Raw genomic sequence first — 17,000 nt, forward strand, 5'->3', positions numbered from 1 at the left:
TCAGTACGCTCCGCGGCCGTTCAGGACCGCACCGAAGGTCTTCCAGAGGATGGTGAGGTCGGCGGCGAGGGACCAGTTCTCCACGTAGTAGAGATCGAGCCGGATGCCGTCCTCCCAGCTCAGGTCGGAGCGACCGCTGACCTGCCACAGCCCGGTCATGCCGGGCTTGACCAGCAGCCGCCGGGCCACGTCGCCGTCGTAGCGGGCCACCTCCGAGGGCAGCGGCGGCCGGGGGCCGACCATGCTCATCTGACCCAACAACACGTTCACCAGTTGCGGCAGCTCGTCCAGCGACCACTTGCGCAGCAGCCGGCCGACGCGGGTGACCCGGGGGTCCTGGCGCATCTTGAACATCAGGCCGTCGGTCTCGTTGCGCGCGGTCAGCTCGGCGAGCAGCGTGTCGGCGTTCACCACCATGGTGCGGAACTTGAAGACGCCGAACTCCTGCCCGCCCCGGCCCACGCGGACCTGCCGGAAGAGCACCGGACCCCGGCTGTCCAGTTTGATGGCCAGGGCGATGACCGCGATCAGCGGCATCAACAGCGCCAACGCCAGCGACGAGGCCGAGCGGTCGACGAGGCCCTTCACCAACTTGCGCGCACCGCGAAACTCCGGCGCCTCGACGTGGATCAGCGGCAGGCCGGCGACCGGGCGGGTGTGGATCCGCGGACCGGCGACGTCGGTCAGCGCGGGCGCCACGACCAGGTCGATGCCGGTGCCCTCCAACTGCCAGCCGAGGCGGCGCAGCCGGGTCGCGGTCAGCTCACCGGAGGCGGTGACCGCGACCGTGTCCGCGCCGATGGCCGTGGCGGCCTCCGGGATGCCTCGGAACGACCCCACCACCGGTACGTCGCCCAGTCGCTGCGCCACCGGCGCGAGCAGCGCGTCCGGGATGCACGCGCCAACCACCTGGTAGCCGGCGTACGGCTCGCGGCGCAGTGTGTGCACCAACTCCAACACGTGGGCGGTGTCGCCGACCACCAGCACCCGGCGGGACCAGCCGGCACCCATCGAGCGGGCGCGGTGCAGGCGCTTACGGGCGGCGAACCGCGCCACCTCCAGCCCGACGGTGCCCACCGCGAAGGAGATGCCGAGGAAGCCCCGCGACACGCCGAGATCGGTGATGTAGCCGATGATGGCTATCGCGCCGGCCAGGCGCAGGCTCGCGGAGCTGACCCGTCGGTACTCGTCCGCCCCGTAGCCGATCACCCGGTCGTCGTAGCAGCCGAGCGCCTTGAGCGAGATCAGCCAGGCCAGCACCAACCCGGGGGCCACCAGCACGTACGGGACCTCGGAACCGGTCGGCTGGCCGTCGCCGAAGCGGGTGACATAACCGATGAACAGCGCGACGATGAGCACGGTGGTGTCCAGGACCACCATGACCCGGACGTAGGACCGCTCGTCGGCGCGCGCCACCAGCCCGGCGCGATTGTCGTTCGGCTCCGCCGACGTGGCGGGGGTCAACAGTGTCGCCGCGGTCACCGGCCCTCCCACTCTGCTCAGGATGGCCCCGGCCAATGGGTCGGACCGAAGGCGGACCGACCATGCCGGAACAGTCGACATCCTGCCTGGATAACTATGACTACCGATTGCTTCGGACGTATTGCCGTCACTTTTCTTCAACCTGGAAGCCAAAAAAGGCCTGCCTACCGGGATCCGGTAGGCAGGCCTTCGACCTCGGTGTGTCAGCTCAACGCGGTGCCGGCGGACGTCGCGCGATGGCGCTGAGGAAGATGCTGCCGATCTCACTCGGGTCCTTGGTGACGAAGACGTCGCCACCGGTCACCTTGGTGATCGACTCAAGCTCGGCCTTGCTGACGCCCTCGCCGATGCCGATCATGATGACCTGGACCGGTCGGTCCGGATCGGCGACCTGCTTGAGCTTGGCGAGCAACTGCTGCTGGCTGAGACCGTTGTCGTCGTCGTCCTTGCCGTCGGTGAACAGCACGATCGAGTTGACCCGGCCGGGTTGCCAGTTTTCCTGCACCGCCAGGTACGCGGCCAACATGGTGTCGTAGAGGCCGGTGTCGCCGTCGGAGGGTTTGATGCCGCCGAGCGCGCCCTCCAACTGGGCACGTTGGCCCGAGAGCGGGCCGATGCCGACCAGCTCGCGGTAGTCCCGGTTGCCGACCAGCTTGGTGGAGAAGGTCCACAGGCCGATCGACCAGGTGTCGTCGAAGAGGCCGAGGCCACGACGGGCCGCGTCGACGGTGACCTCCTCCCGGCTCCGGTTGTTGGCGGAGGGCACCGGGTCCTTCATCGAACCGGAGACGTCGATGACGGCAAGCATTCGGCCGGGCTGGGTGGCGATCGACCAGCTCGAGACGACCCGCTGGATCGCGGCCGGGTCCAACCCACCCGCTGCCGTGCCGCCGTTCGCCGGCGCGGTCGGCGCGCCGCCGGACGGGCTCGGGGCACCCTGGGGGGCCTTGAAGCCGTCACCCCAGTTGCCGTCCGGCGCGCGCAGCGACTGGGCCGCGAGCCGATTCCGGAAGGTGGGGCTGGTGAGCAGCTCGAACAGCACCCGGGCCGCCGACGCCTTGCTCGGCTCGATGCCGGGCAGCACCGCGTACGGGTAGTCCAGCGGCATCGGGGCCGGCTCCATGTAGAGCGCGGCCAGCGGCACCGGTGGCTCTTTGCTGTTGTAGGCGATCACGTCTTCTTCGGACAGCGCCGCCGCGCCGAGACCGCTGGCGATGGTCGTCGCGTCGTTGGCGGTCGGGAAGCGGGCCAGCAGGTCGTTGCGCAGTGAGGATCGGCCGGTGGCCAGTGCGCGAAGCGCGCCGACGGTGCTGCGCTGGGCGTCTTCGCCCGCGCCGTTGGCGGCAGCGGTCAGCGAGAGCAGGCCGGAGAGGCCGGCCGCGTCGCGAGTCGGCTCGACGATCCCGGTGCGCAGCGGTGTGCTGGTGTTGTTCATCTGCTTGAGCAGCTCGGTCCAGGTGAACTTCTTGTCCGGCCAGCCCAGCCGGAGTGCGATCGGCTCGGGCATCGCGACGACGATGGGGCTGCGCGCGATGGACGCGCCGTTGGTCGGAGCGAACGCGGTCGCGTCCTTCTTCAACCGCAACAGCCAGGTCGAGGAGTCCGGCACCCAGACGTCCGGACTGACGGCGGTGCCGCTGGCCTGCCCCACACCGGCGAGGACCGCGCCGTGCTTGGCCGCCACCACGGCCGCCACGTCGACCGGGTCGGACGCGGAGACGTCGACCCGGATGCAGGTGGGACCCACCGCGGCGCCGTCCTTGACCCACTGGGACGCGGCGGCGTCCACCGCGGGTGCGAGCTCGGAGGCGACCGCCACCGCGAGTCGGATCTCACCCGAGCAGTTGGACTGGATCAACTCCCGATAGCCGAACCACGCGCCGGTCGTGACGACGAGCACCGCCGCCATCGCGGCGGCGGCTGCTAGGTGGAGTTTCGAACGCATGCGATGGCGGCCTGCTGACACGGTGACCATCTTGCGTACAAGGTGCCGTCTCTGCCACATCCGTTCGGCCTAAAGTTACGGAGGAGAAACAGTTGATCACCATTTAGCAACAGAGCGTGACGCGCTGGCCCCGAGGTGTTGCCGAATCGGCGTCAGCTTCACATCCCTGTGTCGGCCCTCACGGCAGCACACACGTCGGACTCGGCACCGGCACCGGCTCTCCGATCGCCTCCGGAACGCCGGTCTCGACGTCGCGCCGGAAGATCCGCACCATGTCGGCCCGTTCGTCCGCGACGTAGAGATGCTCACCGATCAACGCAAAGTGCCGGGGCCACTCACCACCGGTGTCCACTTCGGCCACCAACTCGGGCAGCTCCCCGGCCAGGCGGAAGGCCGACAGGGTCCCCACCCCCCGGTTGGCGACGTAGAGAAACCGGCCGTCCGGGCTGACCGCGACCTCCGAGGGCTGCACGTGACCGGGCCGCCCGCTCGCCTCGACCCGACCCGACTTGTGCAACGCGCCGTCGTCGGTCAGCTCGTACGCGGTGACGGAGGCATCCAGCTCACCGACGACGTAGCAACGCCGTCCGTCCGGGTGGCGGGCCAGGTGCCGGGGTCCGGTGCCCGGCGTCGTGCGGGTGCGTGGCGCACGGGGCACCAGTCGACCGCTCGCCGCCTCCAGGTCGTACCGGTAGACCGAGTCGGTGCCGAGATCCACCGCGAGCAGTGGCCCCTGGCCCGACCCCGGCGAGACCATGTGGGCGTGCGCGTGGTCCTGCCGCTCCGGGTCGGGGCCGTGCCCCTCGTGCACCACCAGGTCGGTGCGCTCGCCGGGCACCCCCTGCGGGTCGAGCGCGAAGACCGCCACGCTGCCGCTGCCGTAGTTGGCCGCCACCAGGTGGCCACCGTCGGGCACCACCGCCAGGTGGCAGGGCTCGGCCCCACCTGTCGACCGGCTGCCCAGCGGATCCAGCGCGCCGTCCGGCCCGACCCGCCAGGCGCTGATCTCCCCGGCCGTCAACTCGTTCACCGCGTACAACACCGGCCGGGTGGGGTGCCGCGCCAGGAAGGAAGGGGACGGGGTGACCGCCACCGTGCCGAGCGGGGTCAACGCTCCGGTCGTCGGGTCGCGACGCGCGGCGACGATGCCGCTGCCCCGCCCACCACTCTGCGCGGTGTAGCCCCCGATGTGGACGACCTCACCCTGAGCACTCACGTTCCACTCCTCCGCCGGCATCCTCCGCTGATCCAACCAGAGGCTGCCCGCATCGCCCGCCGGTTAACCGGCTTTGCCGGCCGGATCTCAGGCCGTGGGCACCGGCTCCCCGCGCTGCCGGGCGACATGCTCGACCAGAGAGATCAACACCATCTTTCCGGACTGCCGGTCGCGGGCGTCGCAGAGCACCATCGGCACGTCCGGGTCCAGGTCCAGTGCCCGGCGTACGGTCTCCAGGTTGAACCGGCGGGAGTCGTCGAAGCAGTTCACGCCGACCACGAACGGGATGCCACGCTGCTCGAAGTAGTCGATGGACGGAAAACAGTCGGCCAGCCGACGGGTGTCGGCGAGCACCACCGCCCCGAGCGCGCCGAAGGCCAACTCGTCCCACAGGAACCAGAACCGATCCTGGCCCGGGGTGCCGAACAGGTAGACCTGCAGGTCGTCGTTGATGGTGATCCGGCCGAAGTCCATCGCCACCGTGGTGGTCGACTTGCCCTCCACCCCGGAGACGTCGTCGGTGCCGATCCCGGCGCCGGTCAACACCTCCTCGGTCTGCAACGGGCGCACCTCGCTCAGGGCACTGACCAGCGTCGTCTTGCCAGCCCCGAAGCCGCCCGCGATGAGGATCTTCAGCGCCAGCGGGATGGTGGTGCTGGTGCCCGTATGGTCATAGCGCACGGAGTCCACTGACCACCGCCTTGAGGATGTCGTCGTCGGGAAGTTTTCCGGCGGCCGGTGGCTCGTGCACCGCGACCAGGCCCTCGGCCAGGAGATCACCGAGTAGTACCCGGACCACACCGACCGCGAGGTCCAGTTCGGCTGCCAACTCGGCCACCGACACCGGCCGGAGGGCCAACGCGATCAGCCGTCGATGCTCCGGGAGCAGGTGCGGATGGCCGGCGTCGTCGACGTCCGAGTCCGCCAGCACGATCGCGACCAGGTCGAAGCCGTCGACGGCGGAGCGGACCCGGCCTTTGGTGAGGGTGTACGGGCGCACCACCGGGCCGGCCTCGCCGTCCAGCCACTCGTGTTGCGGCCCGGGCGGCTCAGCCCGCATCACCGTCTCCCGCCGACGATCGGGCCGGCGCGGCGAGGTTCTCCCCCACCCGGATGACAAGCATCGCCATCTCGTACGCGACCAACCCGATGTCCGCGGCGGCGTCGCTCACCACCGCCAGGCACGCGCCCTGCCCGGCGGCGGTGACGAAGAGGTACGCCGACTCCATCTCCACCACCGTCTGCCGGACCGGGCCGCCGTCCACGTGCCGGCTGGCGCCCCGCGCGAGGCTGGAGAAGCCCGCGGCGAGCGCACACAGATGCTCCGCGTCGGAGCGCTCCAACTCGGCCGAGCAGCCGAGCAGGAGACCGTCGGCGGACAGCACCACCGCCTCCCGGGCGGCCGGCACCCGTTGCACCAGCTCGTCGAGCAACCAGTCCAGGCCGGCGCTCTGCTTCGTCGAATGCCGCACTAGGCGTCCCTCTCAGTCGCGGTCGGGGGTTCGGGGGGCGTCACCGGACCAATCGGGGTGGCCGGACCGGTTGGCGCTGCCGGGGTGGTGACGGTGGCGCGTCCGCGCGCCGTGCCGGCCTGCAGGGCCGCCATCACCCGGCGCACCTCCTCGGGAGACCGGGGCGCCGGGGTGTCGGTGACTGTCGACCGAGGTTGGGCGGCGGCGGGGGTACGACGTCGCACCCGGCGGGGCAGACCCTCCAGCTCGTCGTCCGCCGCCGACCCCGCGTCGCCCGGCCCGCCGCCCGAGGTCGGTGCGCTGGCTGGTGGGGCGGACGGTGCGGCGACGGTGCGCGGCGCGGTTGGTGGGCGGGTGCGGGGCACGGCACCCCGACGAGCCGTACGGGCCAGCCGCCGGGCCGGGTCGGCCGACGCGGCGGACAGCGTGGCGGGGTCGGGGCCGGCCGGCGGCTCGGCGGTGACCAGGTCGGCGGGGATCAGCACCACCGCGGTCACCCCGCCCTGCTCGGAGGGACGCAACCGCACCCGTACGCCGTGCCGGGCCGCCAGCCGGGCCACGACGAACAGGCCGAGCCGGGCGCTCTGCGCCGGGTCGAACTCGGGCGAGCTGGCCAGCCGGGTGTTGGCGGTCTCCAGGGCCGCGGCGGACATGCCCAGCCCCTGGTCGGTGATCTCCAGGGCGTACCCGTTGGCCACCTGTTCCCCGGTGACGGTGACCCGGGTGTCCGGCGGGGAGAAGGCGGTGGCGTTCTCGACCAGCTCGGCGAGCAGGTGGATGACGTCGCCGACCGCCCGACCCAGCACGCCGACGGGCTGCGCGGCGGTGATGTCCACCCGGTCGTACGCCTCGACCTCGGAGATCGCGCCGCGGATCAGGTCGACCATCGCGACCGGGTTTCGCCAACCCCGGCCGGGCGCGGAGCCGGCAAGGATGACCAGGTCCTCGGCGTGCCGGCGGAGCCGGGTCGCCAGGTGGTCGACCTGGAAGAGCTCGGCCAGCTCGTCCGGATCCTCGGCCCGGCGCTCCATCCGGTCCAGCAGGTGCAGCTGACGGTGCACCAGGCTCTGGCTCCGGCGGGCGATGTTGAGGAAGACCTCGTTGAGCCCACGACGCAGGGCGACCTCGTCCACGGCGGCCTGGACGGCGGTGCGCTGCACCTCGGTGAAGGCGCGGCCGACCTCGCCGATCTCGTCGTGGCCGTACTCCAGTGGCGGTGCCTCCCGGGCGACGTCGACCTGCTCGCCTCGGCGCAACCGGGCCACCACGTCCGGGAGACGGTGCTCGGCCAACTCCAGCGCGGCGGTGCGGACGCCGCTGAGGCGATGCACCAGCGTGCGGCCGAGCCGCAGCGCCACCAGCACCGAGACCACCACGGCGACGAGCCCGAGCACACCGGCGGCGGCGAGCCGCGCCAGGATGCGTACCGCCATCGGCACGGAACGGTCGGTGAGGCCATCGGCCTCGGCCAGCTCGAAGTCGCGCAGCTGCTGCTGCACCGCGTCATGGCTGGTCTGCCAGGCCGCCGCGTCGACCGGCGGTCGGCCGGACCGGTTGGCCGCGAGCAGCGCGTCCTGCATCGTGCGCAGCCGGGTGAACGCCTCGCCCTCGGTCAACCGCTGGTACGCGGCCCGGCCGCCCTCGGGCAGGTCAGCCACGGCGCTGTCGACGAGCCACCGTTGATTGGCGATGGCCTGCACGAGTTGGGTGTGCTCCCCCTCGGCGAACCGTCCGGCGCTCAGCGCGCCGGTCAGCAGCGCGTCGCTCTGGCCGAGCAGCTCCCGGGAGCGGCCCAACGCGGTGAGCGCCAGTGCCTGCCGGTTGAGGTCCGGGTCGTCGAGGGTCGCCATCGCGGAGAACGCCTGGAAGGCCGCGGTGACCATGCCGCTGTACAGGCCGATCGCGCCGCTGCGGTCCACACTGCGGTCGTCGATGAACTGCCGGCCGGCCGGCAACGCCGCCAGGGCGGAGACCAGGTGGTCGATCCGGGCCTCCAGTAGATCGTCCGCGGCATCGCGCAGGGCTTCCCCGTCGACACGGCGGCGCAGCTCGGCGACAGCCCGGTCGGTGCGCTGCCGTTGCTCGGCCAGGACGGGCAGCCGGGTGGTGCCCGCGAGTTGCACCACCGAGAGTCGGCGCTCCCGCTGCAACTCGGTGACCACGACCTCGCCGGGGCGACCCAGGTCGTACAGCAGGGTGCGGGCGGAGAGCAGGCCCAGGGCGGGACCGAAGGTCAGCGTGGTCGCGAAGATCCACAGCGCCAGAAGCGCGGTCACCGGCACGACGACCAACGCGGTCAGCTTCGAGCGGATCGGCCAGTCGCGGGTTCTCATCAGACCTCGCCCGTGCAGGGGTGGCAGGAGGGGTGCCGGCACCGCCGGGCAACGCGTCGGCCGGCTGCGCACCCGGCGTGACGCCGGGCACCGGCGCGGGCGCCTTGGGCAGGATACGTAATCGGGGGCCGTTGCACTACCGCCCGTCGCGCCGACATCGACGCTCCGAGATGCCTTGCGGGGGCGGCCGCGGATCCGCACCCGGTCGACCTGAGCAGGCGCGTTTTCTGGACCTGGTCAGGTCTGGGCCGGTCGGCGGGGCCGCCGCGCCGGAGGCGCTTCTCCCGCTGCCGGACGCAAGCCGGCCAGAAAGTACCCCGGATCGGGATTGGCGATCAGTGCGCGGAGGGAATACCAGGTGACGAAGGAGGAGCCCATGTCGCCCACGCAGGTAATCGTCATCGTGCTCGTCGTGCTCGTGGTCGTCGCGGTGCTGGCCGTGGCCGTCCGGTCGCTCGGCCGCCGTCGCGCGCTGCGCGACCGGTTCGGGCCGGAGTACGACCGGGTGGTGGAGGAGCAGGACAGCCGATCCGCCGCCGAGCGCGAACTGCGCGACCGGGAACGCCGGCACGCCGAGCTCACGCTCACCCCGCTCAGCCCGGAGTCCCGGGCCCGCTACAGCGCCGCCTGGGAGGAACTCCAGGTGCGCTTCATCGACTCACCCGGCGAAACGGTTGGCGACGCCGACACTCTGGTCACCCGGCTCATCGAGGAGCAGGGCTACCCGACCGGGGACTTCTCCGACCAGATCGCCCATCTCTCCGTCGAGCACGCTCGCACACTCACCAACTACCGCGACGCGCACGACATCCACCTGCGCAACTCCCGGGGCGAGGCCAGCACCGAGGAGCTGCGGCAGGCGGTCGTGCACTACCGGTCACTCTTCGCCGATCTGCTCGGTGAGGAGCCGGTCGGCCACCGTACGCCCGAACAGCGCCACCACCCGGACCACGACTCCACGAGCCGCTGAGGAGGCCACCGATGCGCCAGGAAGAACAGCAGGTGAGCAACGACCACCCGGAGGCCGTCCGGTCCGCGCCCGTCCCGGTACCGCCCACCGGCGACCGGGCCGGCCGCTCGGACGTCCCCGAGGACGCCCTGGACGACCGGGGCACCTTCGACGACCAGACCACCCCGAACGAGCGGGACGCCTCCGACGGGCGGGACGCCTCGAACGAGTGGACCGCCCCCGAGGAGCGGACCGACGACACCACTCGGACCGACGACACCACTCGGACCGACGACACCGCGCGAGTCGACGACACCGACCGGGACGCCGCGTACGACCCGGTCGACGACGAGCACGCCGACGACTCCGACCCGCGCCACCGGCGGGACGACCGCTCCGCCGACGAGGGCGGTTTCCACGAGCCGGGGCCACTGCCCACGGCGTTCGGAGCCACCACGGTGGCCGACGCGGTGGCGGCCTCGGCACTCGCGAGCCCCAACCCGCAGGATCAGCCGGACGCCCGGGCCGAGCGGACGGCCCAGCCGGGCGACGGCGCCGAGGACGGCGAGCGTGAGGGCCTGCGGGCCGACCCCACGGCCGAGTTGCACCGCCGGGACGCCGCCCCGGGCACCGACCCGGACGCGGTGGCCGCCGGCTACGGCAGCGCCGCGCCGGAGATGGTCGATCCGGACGCGGACGGCGAGCCGCTCGACACCGAGGGCGACGGCACGTCGTTGGGGGCCGCCGGGACGTCGCGGCCCGCCGGGTCGACAGTCGCGGCCGAGCCGGCGACACTCCTGGACACCGACACCGCGCAGGGCTTCCGGGACCGCTGGCGGGACGTGCAGCTGCGTTTCGTCGATGATCCGCACGCGGCGGCCGGCGAGGCGCAGTCGCTGGTGGAGGAGGCCATTCAGGCGCTCTCCTCGGCGCTGGCCGCCCAGAAGAACACGTTGGGCGGGTGGCAGGACGCCGGCTCGGCCGACACCGAGCAACTGCGGATGGCGGTGCGCAACTACCGGGACTTCCTGGACCGCGTACTGGGTCGCTGAACGACGCACCACCGAGGGGCGCTCCGGCCGGTCGGCCGGGGCGGCCCCTCACCCTGTGCGACGGGTACGCCGGCGAGCCGATCGACAGGCGCGCGACACCCCCCAATCCGCCCGAACGCAACGCAAGCTGCGTCGAGGCGTGAAAACGTCCGGACGGGGTAATAGGGCGCGCGCGCACCAACCAGCGCAGACGTCGGGACGAGGGGTGACGGGATGGACGGCGACGGTCTTCGGCTCAACATGAACGGCCTGGACTACCTGATTCTGGCGCTGTACTTCGTCACCGTCCTCGGGGTCGGCATCGCCGCGCGCCGGGCGATCCGGACCAGCGTCGACTTCTTCCTCTCCGGCCGGTCCCTGCCGGCCTGGGTGACCGGGCTCGCCTTCGTCTCGGCGAACCTGGGCGCGCTGGAGATCATCGGTATGGCCGCGAACGGCGCCCAGTACGGCGTCATGACGGTCCACTACTACTGGATCGGCGCGGTGCCGGCGATGGTCTTCCTCGGCATCGTGATGATGCCCTTCTACTACGGCTCCAAGGTCCGCAGCGTGCCCGAGTACCTGCGGCTGCGGTTCAACCGCCCCACCCACCTGCTCAACGCGCTCAGCTTCGCCGTCGCCCAGGTGCTCATCGCCGGCGTGAACCTCTACGCGCTGGCCCTGGTGATGCAGGCACTGCTCGGCTGGCCGCTCTGGACCGCGATCGTGGTCGGCGCGGCGATCGTCCTGGCGTACATCACCATCGGTGGTCTGACCGGCGCGATCTACAACGAGGTGCTTCAGTTCTTCGTCATCCTGGCGGGCCTCATCCCGGTCACCGTGATCGGCCTGGTCAAGGTCGGCGGGGTCAACGGCCTGATGGACGCGGTACGCGACTCCAAGCTCGGCGAGGCGGGCCTGCATGCCTGGCAGGACACGGGCAGCACCGCCAACCCGCTGGGCGCGCAGTGGATCGGCATCGTCTTCGGCCTCGGTTTCGTGCTGTCCTTCGGCTACTGGACGACGAACTTCGCCGAGGTGCAGCGGGCGCTGTCCGCCAAGAACATGAGCGCCGCCCGGCGTACGCCGATCATCGCCGCGTACCCGAAGCTGTTCATCCCCCTGGTCACGGTGATCCCCGGCCTGGTGGCCCTGGTGACGGTCAAGGGCCTGGGGGCGGAGACCGGCGACCTGCAGTACAACAACGCGATCCCACTGCTGATGCGCGACCTGCTCCCCAACGGCGTCCTCGGCGTCGCGGTCACCGGCCTGCTGGCCTCGTTCATGGCCGGCATGGCGGCCAACGTGAGCGGCTTCAACACCGTCTTCACCTACGACATCTGGCAGGCGTACATCCGTCGCGACCGGCCGGACGACTACTACGTGCGGGTCGGTCGGTGGGCGACGGTCGCCGCCGTGGTGGTCGGCATCGGCACGGCGTTCATCGCGGCCGGGTTCAGCAACATCATGAACTACATCCAGGCGCTCTTCTCCGTCTTCAACGCGCCACTGTTCGCCACCTTCATCATCGGCATGTTCTGGAAACGGATGACCGCCCTCGCCGGCTTCTGGTCGCTGCTGCTGGGCACCCTGGTGTCGCTGAGCCTCTACCTGCTCTACAAGGGCGGCGTGATCGACTTCAACTCCGACCTGGAGGAGAGCTTCTGGGGCGCCGGTCTCGCATTCGTCACGGCGGTGGTGGTCGCCGCGATCATCACCCCGCTCACCGCGCCCAAGCGTGACGAGGAGTTGCGCGGGCTGGTCTACGGCATGGGCGGCGTCGACCTCAAGGGAGACGTGCTCGCCGGCGACGCCGTCTGGTACCGCTCCCCGGTGCTGCTCGGTCTGATCGCGGTCGCGCTGGCCGCCCTCTTCTACATCCCGGTCTTCTAGGAAAGGAGTCGGCAGATGAGCAACGACGGCCAGCCGGCACAGGACCCGCTGATCGACGAGTCGCAGGAGGAGCAGCGCCGCTCCGCCGCCGCCCGCTTGTTCGACGTCCGTCGGGTGATCGGTGGTCTCTTCGTGGCGTACGGGGTGATCGTGACGTTGATCGGCATCTTCGACAGCGCCGCCGAGATCGACAAGGCCCAGGGTGTCCGGATCAACCTGTGGGCCGGGTTGGTGATGCTCGTCTTCGGCCTGCTCATGCTGCTCTGGCAGTGGCGGCGCCCGGCGGAGCCGCCGGCCGCCAACGAGAAGCAACCCGGCACCTGACGGCTGCTCCTTCGGCCTGAGCGAGACCCGATGGCCTGAGCCCGACCCGATGGCCTGAGCCCGACCCGTTGCCTGAGTCCGACCCTTCGGCATGAGCCCGGCACGAGGGGGTACGCCAGGGGCAGCAGGCAACGTGTCGGACACAGGAGGCACCACCATGACCGATCGCGATCGGCAACCGCCGTTGGAGGACAGCCCGGAGGTCGCCTCGGCGGTGGACGATGACGCCACCGTCCCGCAGTTTCGGACCGGCGGCGGCCCCGACCGGGACACTCCCGGGTTCGCCGAGCCTCGCAGCCGGCCGGACGACCTCGCGCCGGACACCGACGAGCTGATCGGCGACCCGTACGGCGCCGGCACCGGGGCCACCGGGACGGGCACCGGGGCCGGCGGCGACAACATCCGCACCGGCGCCGAGCAACCCTGGGAGCCGGAGGATCTGGTGATGGCCCGCGGGCAGGACCTCACCCCGGAGAACCTGGACAAGGCCCGCCGCGATCTAGCTGAGCAGGGCCGGGCCGCCATCGAGCGCACCGTGCCCTGATCGGGTACGAAGGGGGGTCCCCGACCCGACCTTGACGGTCGGGCCGGGGACCCGGGGGACCTGCCGCCGGCAGTGCCTCACCTACTGCCGGCGGCGGGTGGTTACGGTCGCGATCCGGTCAGAGCGCCGGGTACGCGTTGCGCATGAGCTCCTGGAACTGCGCGGAGAACCACGCACCGGAGATCGGCGCGTCGCCCAGTGCCCCGGACGGGTTGTTGCCGTTGCGGGCGTTACCGCCATACGTCGGGTCACACATCCGGTCGAAGCCCTTGCCCTCGTTGTTCGGGATCTCCTTGCTGGAGCCGTCCGACTCACCCGGGGGCTTCACCCAGACGTACGCGTCGATGCCCGTGGCCGGGGTCGCCCGGGGCCGCTCACCGAGACCGGCGCCGGCCTGGTTGCACCAGTTGCCGAGGTGGGCCCGACGGTCGATGCGACCACCGTTGACGTAGGTGTCCACGCTGGTCATCGCGCCCGGCCCGGTGGGCCGCGCGGAGCCACCCCAACCGTTGCGGGACGTGTCGATCAGCATGCCGATGTTCGAGTTGAAGCCGACCGAGACCAGCTGGTTGCGGAACGCCTGGGCGAACGACAGCTCGTCGACGTAGAAGTTCCAGTCGACCCACTTGGACTGCCGCACCGTCTGACCGTTGACGTTGTCGGTGACCTTGAAGTTCGGCTCCTGCAGCGCCGAGTAGTTCGCGGTGTTGGTGATGAACCCGTGCACGTTGTTGACAGTGCTGCCGGAGGCGACCGCGGCGGTCTTCAGGATGTTGGAGGTCGGGACGAAGTTGGAGTCCCAGCCGAGCCAGCCGTGGTGGCCGGCGTCGATGTAGTTGTAGACGTTGCCGAGGGATCCCAGCTTCGCGAGGGCGTAGCCGACACCGTTGACGTACGCGCCGTTGGCCTTGACCGTGTCACACATGACCGTGCCGCCGGGCTGACCGGAGGTGTTGGTCACGATGTTCGGCAGCGAGTCGATCTCGATGATGTTGATGATCCGCAGGTTGCGGTACTTCGACTCACCCTGGATCGCGGCGATCGGGTCGATGTACTCGGCCTTGTACTTGGGCAGCTCGTCCGGACCCAGCTCACCGTTGGAGGAGAGCGCGGAGCAGTCCCGGCCGGGCAGGTTGTAGATGACGAACTGGATGTAGCCAGCGCCCTGGCGCAGCGCCTCGTCCAGGTGGTCACGCACCCCGAAGGCACCGTTGGAGCTGCTGTCGGGGGTGCCGTTGATCGCGGCGATCCGGTCCAGCCAGACGGCGGTGGGGTTGTTGGAGACCCGGCTTCCGCCCGGCTCGGCGTCCGCCTTGGCCTTCCACTCCGGGTTCACGTAACCCGGCACACCGACGTACGGGTTGTCCACCTTCTGCCCCGGCGGCGTGCTGGTCGGGGGCGCGCTGGTCGGCGGCGCGCTGGTCGGAGGCGTGCTGGTGGGCGGCGTGGACGTCGGCGGCACGCTGGTCGGCGGCGCGGAGGTCGGGGTGACACCGCCGTTGCAGACCACGCCGTTGAGGGTGAACGAGGTCGGCTTCGGGTTGCTGCCGCTCCAGGCGCCGTTGAAGCCGATGTTCGCCGACGCGCCGGCGGCCAGGGTGCCGTTGTAGGACATGCTCCGGGCGGTCACCTGGCTGCCGGACTGACTGAACTCGGCCGACCAACCCTGCTGCACCCGCTGGCTGGAGTTGGGGAAGGTCCAACCCAGCGTCCAGCCGTTGACCGGGTCGCCGAGGTTCTTGATGGTGATGCTCGCGGTGAAGCCGCCGGACCAGTCGTTCGTCGTGTAGCCGATCTCGCACTGCGTCGCGGCCTGCGCCGCCGTAACCGGAATCGTTACCAACCCACCGGCGACCAGGGCACCCGCGCCGGCGAGCGCGAGGGCCCGGCGTTGGCCGGACAGCCTTCTCCACACATTCATGCCACTGATCTCCTTGGGCGAGACCGGGCCCACGTACGGCCCGGCGAGACGGCCCGGTGGGCGTCCTGCACGGACGGCCGCCGGCGCCAACGGGATTCTTTCGGGGACGCCCGACCCGGACGGGCGATGGTGGTGGTGGTGCACGACCAGCACGGTGGCCGGTCGATCGACGGCGGGATGTCGCCCCGGTGAAACCGGGTGCCCTCGACTGCCTGCCTGCGCGGTGTGGCTCCCCGAACCGCGTGCGCCGATTCTTACATGGGAGCGCTTCCATGGCAATGGCTCGATGCGTCGTGGGCCGGCGCGGCTCGCCTGCGGAGCCGTTTCGGACGATACCCCCGAGTTCGCCCGAGCGGCACGTCAGAGACGCCGGCGCCGCTACCGGATGGCCGCAGCGGGTCCGGCACGACGAATGCCGAACGCCGTGGGCCGCTCGCAAGGCGGCGCGGTGCCAGAGATGACGCGGCACGCGCTGAAAGCCGCGTAGCACCCCTTCACCTCTTACCCGACCAAAGGTCAAAACGCGAATCTTTCACTTCATAAGTCATGAAACGGTCTAACGTCGGTCTTAGCTCGGTTGTCGCCGAGCTCAGGACAACAGGGATGGAGTGACGCAGGTCATGGCTAAGAAGATGCTCGGGAAGGTCGTTGCGGGCGCCGCGCTCGGCGGCGCGTCGCTCCTGGTGTTCGCACCGGGGATCGCCTACGCCAACGGCCACGACGACGGCAGGGACCAGGACGGCAAGGTCTACGCCAAGCCGCACGTCGTCAAGGCCGGCGAAGAGATCAAGCTCCTCGAGATCTGCCCGGATCGGCAGGAGCACGCGTTCGTGTGGTCCAAGGTCACCGGCAAGGTCAAGCTCGAGCCGGCCAAGGATGACCGGGGCGAGGACCGCGAGTGGGGCGAGGAGGAGGACTCCTACGACCACGAGAACGGCAAGGACGAACACGGTAAGGACGACGAGGGCAAGGACGAGCACGGCAAGGACGACAAGGGCAAGGACCACGAGGGCAAGGACGAAAACGGCAAGGACGAAAACGGCAAGGACGAAAACGGCAAGGACGACAAGGGCAAGGACGAGCACGGCGGCCAGGGTGGCGGCGCTGCCGCCGACGCCTACGAGGACGAGGGCAGCAAGGACTGGAAGGGCGAGGAGCACGGCCAGGACGCGGACGACAGCCGCGAGGAGAAGGACTGGGGCTCCAAGGACGAAGACAAGAAGGACTGGGAGTCCAAGGACGAACACGGCTCCGACAAGGGCTGGGAGTCCAAGGACGAGCACGGCTCCGAGTACGGCTCGGACAACGGCTCGGACAAGGGCTGGGAGTCCAAGGACGAGCACAGCTCCGACAAGGGCTACGACTCCAAGGACGAGGACGAGTACAGCTCGGACAAGGGCTGGGAGAACAAGGACGAGCACGGCTCCGAGTACGGCTCGGACAAGGGCTACGACTCCAAGGACGAGGACGAGTACAGCTCGGACAAGGGCTGGGAGTCCAAGGACGAACACGGCTCCGAGTACGGCTCGGACAACGGCTCGGACAAGGGCTGGGAGTCCAAGGACGAGCACGGCTCCGACAAGGGCTGGGACTCGAAGGACGAGCACGGCTCGGACGAGGACAGCTGGGAGAAGGAGCGCGAGTTCGTCTACTACGGCGACGCCAAGGTCGACAAGGACGCCAAGCCGGGTCGCTACGAGCTCAAGGGCTCGTGCGGCGAGGGCGAGCTCGTCGTGCTGCCGCACGGCGGTGTCGACGGTGGTGACGGTGGCGCCAGCACCGGTACCGACCGTGGCCTGGCCACCGGCGGGGCGGGCCTGCTCGGCGCTGCCGCGCTCGGCGGGATCGTGCTGATGCGTCGTCGGCGGACCAATGGTTCGCTCGTCTGAC

At 70.6% G+C, this 17,000-nt stretch carries 13 protein-coding genes and 1 pseudogene; 6 read left to right on the forward strand and 8 right to left on the reverse strand.

Translation table 11 applies throughout. The features are described from left to right. The 7 genes from AB0C25_RS16110 to AB0C25_RS16140 form a co-directional block, all read right to left on the reverse strand. On the reverse strand, nucleotides 1-1,467 hold the full coding sequence (locus AB0C25_RS16110) for a sugar transferase (RefSeq protein ID WP_357373979.1): 1,467 nt from the start codon (nucleotides 1,465-1,467) through the stop codon (nucleotides 1-3). Between the two features lie 223 nt (nucleotides 1,468-1,690). Continuing rightward, the gene (locus tag AB0C25_RS16115; protein ID WP_357373740.1) at nucleotides 1,691-3,448 is read right to left on the reverse strand and encodes a substrate-binding domain-containing protein; all 1,758 of its coding nucleotides are present in this window, start codon (nucleotides 3,446-3,448) and stop codon (nucleotides 1,691-1,693) included. A 157-nt stretch (nucleotides 3,449-3,605) separates the two neighbouring features. Further along, entirely contained in the window at nucleotides 3,606-4,643 is a 1,038-nt protein-coding gene (locus AB0C25_RS16120) for a lactonase family protein (RefSeq protein ID WP_357373742.1), read from the reverse strand. 87 nt (nucleotides 4,644-4,730) lie between these two features. Further along, nucleotides 4,731-5,333, reverse strand: coding sequence for an ATP/GTP-binding protein (locus AB0C25_RS16125; RefSeq protein WP_357373744.1), 603 nt, complete (start codon nucleotides 5,331-5,333; stop codon nucleotides 4,731-4,733). Continuing rightward, a complete protein-coding gene (locus AB0C25_RS16130) occupies nucleotides 5,314-5,703 on the reverse strand; it encodes a DUF742 domain-containing protein (RefSeq protein ID WP_357373746.1) in 390 nt (129 codons plus the stop codon). The genes AB0C25_RS16125 and AB0C25_RS16130 overlap by 20 nt, the downstream gene beginning before the upstream one ends. Then, nucleotides 5,693-6,115, reverse strand: coding sequence for a roadblock/LC7 domain-containing protein (locus tag AB0C25_RS16135; RefSeq protein WP_357373748.1), 423 nt, complete (start codon nucleotides 6,113-6,115; stop codon nucleotides 5,693-5,695). The genes AB0C25_RS16130 and AB0C25_RS16135 overlap by 11 nt, the downstream gene beginning before the upstream one ends. Beyond that, nucleotides 6,115-8,448, reverse strand: a complete 2,334-nt coding sequence (locus tag AB0C25_RS16140) for a nitrate- and nitrite sensing domain-containing protein (protein ID WP_357373750.1) — start codon at nucleotides 8,446-8,448, stop codon at nucleotides 6,115-6,117. The genes AB0C25_RS16135 and AB0C25_RS16140 overlap by 1 nt, the downstream gene beginning before the upstream one ends. 376 nt (nucleotides 8,449-8,824) lie before the next feature. On the opposite strand from AB0C25_RS16140, the gene AB0C25_RS16145 reads away from it, so the two are divergent. From AB0C25_RS16145 to AB0C25_RS16165, 5 genes and pseudogenes are all read left to right on the forward strand, one after another. Then, nucleotides 8,825-9,418 carry a hypothetical protein gene (locus AB0C25_RS16145; RefSeq protein ID WP_357373752.1) on the forward strand — a complete coding sequence of 198 codons (594 nt, stop codon included), beginning with the start codon at nucleotides 8,825-8,827 and terminating at the stop codon, nucleotides 9,416-9,418. Nucleotides 9,419-9,810: 392 nt separating this feature from the next. Further along, nucleotides 9,811-9,999 (forward strand): annotated as a pseudogene (locus AB0C25_RS16150) (hypothetical protein); the annotation flags it as partial. Between the two features lie 663 nt (nucleotides 10,000-10,662). Next, a complete protein-coding gene (locus AB0C25_RS16155; RefSeq protein WP_357246237.1) occupies nucleotides 10,663-12,321 on the forward strand; it encodes a sodium:solute symporter family protein in 1,659 nt (552 codons plus the stop codon). Nucleotides 12,322-12,336: 15 nt separating this feature from the next. Next, nucleotides 12,337-12,645 carry a hypothetical protein gene (locus tag AB0C25_RS16160; RefSeq protein WP_357373754.1) on the forward strand — a complete coding sequence of 103 codons (309 nt, stop codon included), beginning with the start codon at nucleotides 12,337-12,339 and terminating at the stop codon, nucleotides 12,643-12,645. Between the two features lie 157 nt (nucleotides 12,646-12,802). Then, nucleotides 12,803-13,189, forward strand: coding sequence for a hypothetical protein (locus tag AB0C25_RS16165; RefSeq protein WP_357246242.1), 387 nt, complete (start codon nucleotides 12,803-12,805; stop codon nucleotides 13,187-13,189). Nucleotides 13,190-13,307: 118 nt separating this feature from the next. Here AB0C25_RS16165 and AB0C25_RS16170 read toward each other — a convergent pair whose 3' ends face one another. Beyond that, the gene (locus AB0C25_RS16170; RefSeq protein WP_357373756.1) at nucleotides 13,308-15,110 is read right to left on the reverse strand and encodes a glycoside hydrolase family 6 protein; all 1,803 of its coding nucleotides are present in this window, start codon (nucleotides 15,108-15,110) and stop codon (nucleotides 13,308-13,310) included. A gap of 620 nt (nucleotides 15,111-15,730) precedes the next feature. On the opposite strand from AB0C25_RS16170, the gene AB0C25_RS16175 reads away from it, so the two are divergent. Continuing rightward, a complete protein-coding gene (locus AB0C25_RS16175) occupies nucleotides 15,731-16,999 on the forward strand; it encodes a hypothetical protein (RefSeq protein WP_357373758.1) in 1,269 nt (422 codons plus the stop codon). The last annotated feature ends 1 nt before the right edge of the window (nucleotide 17,000 follow it).

Origin of the sequence: Micromonospora sp. NPDC048839, from assembly GCF_040649915.1 — a bacterium.
GTDB lineage: Bacteria > Actinomycetota > Actinomycetes > Mycobacteriales > Micromonosporaceae > Micromonospora.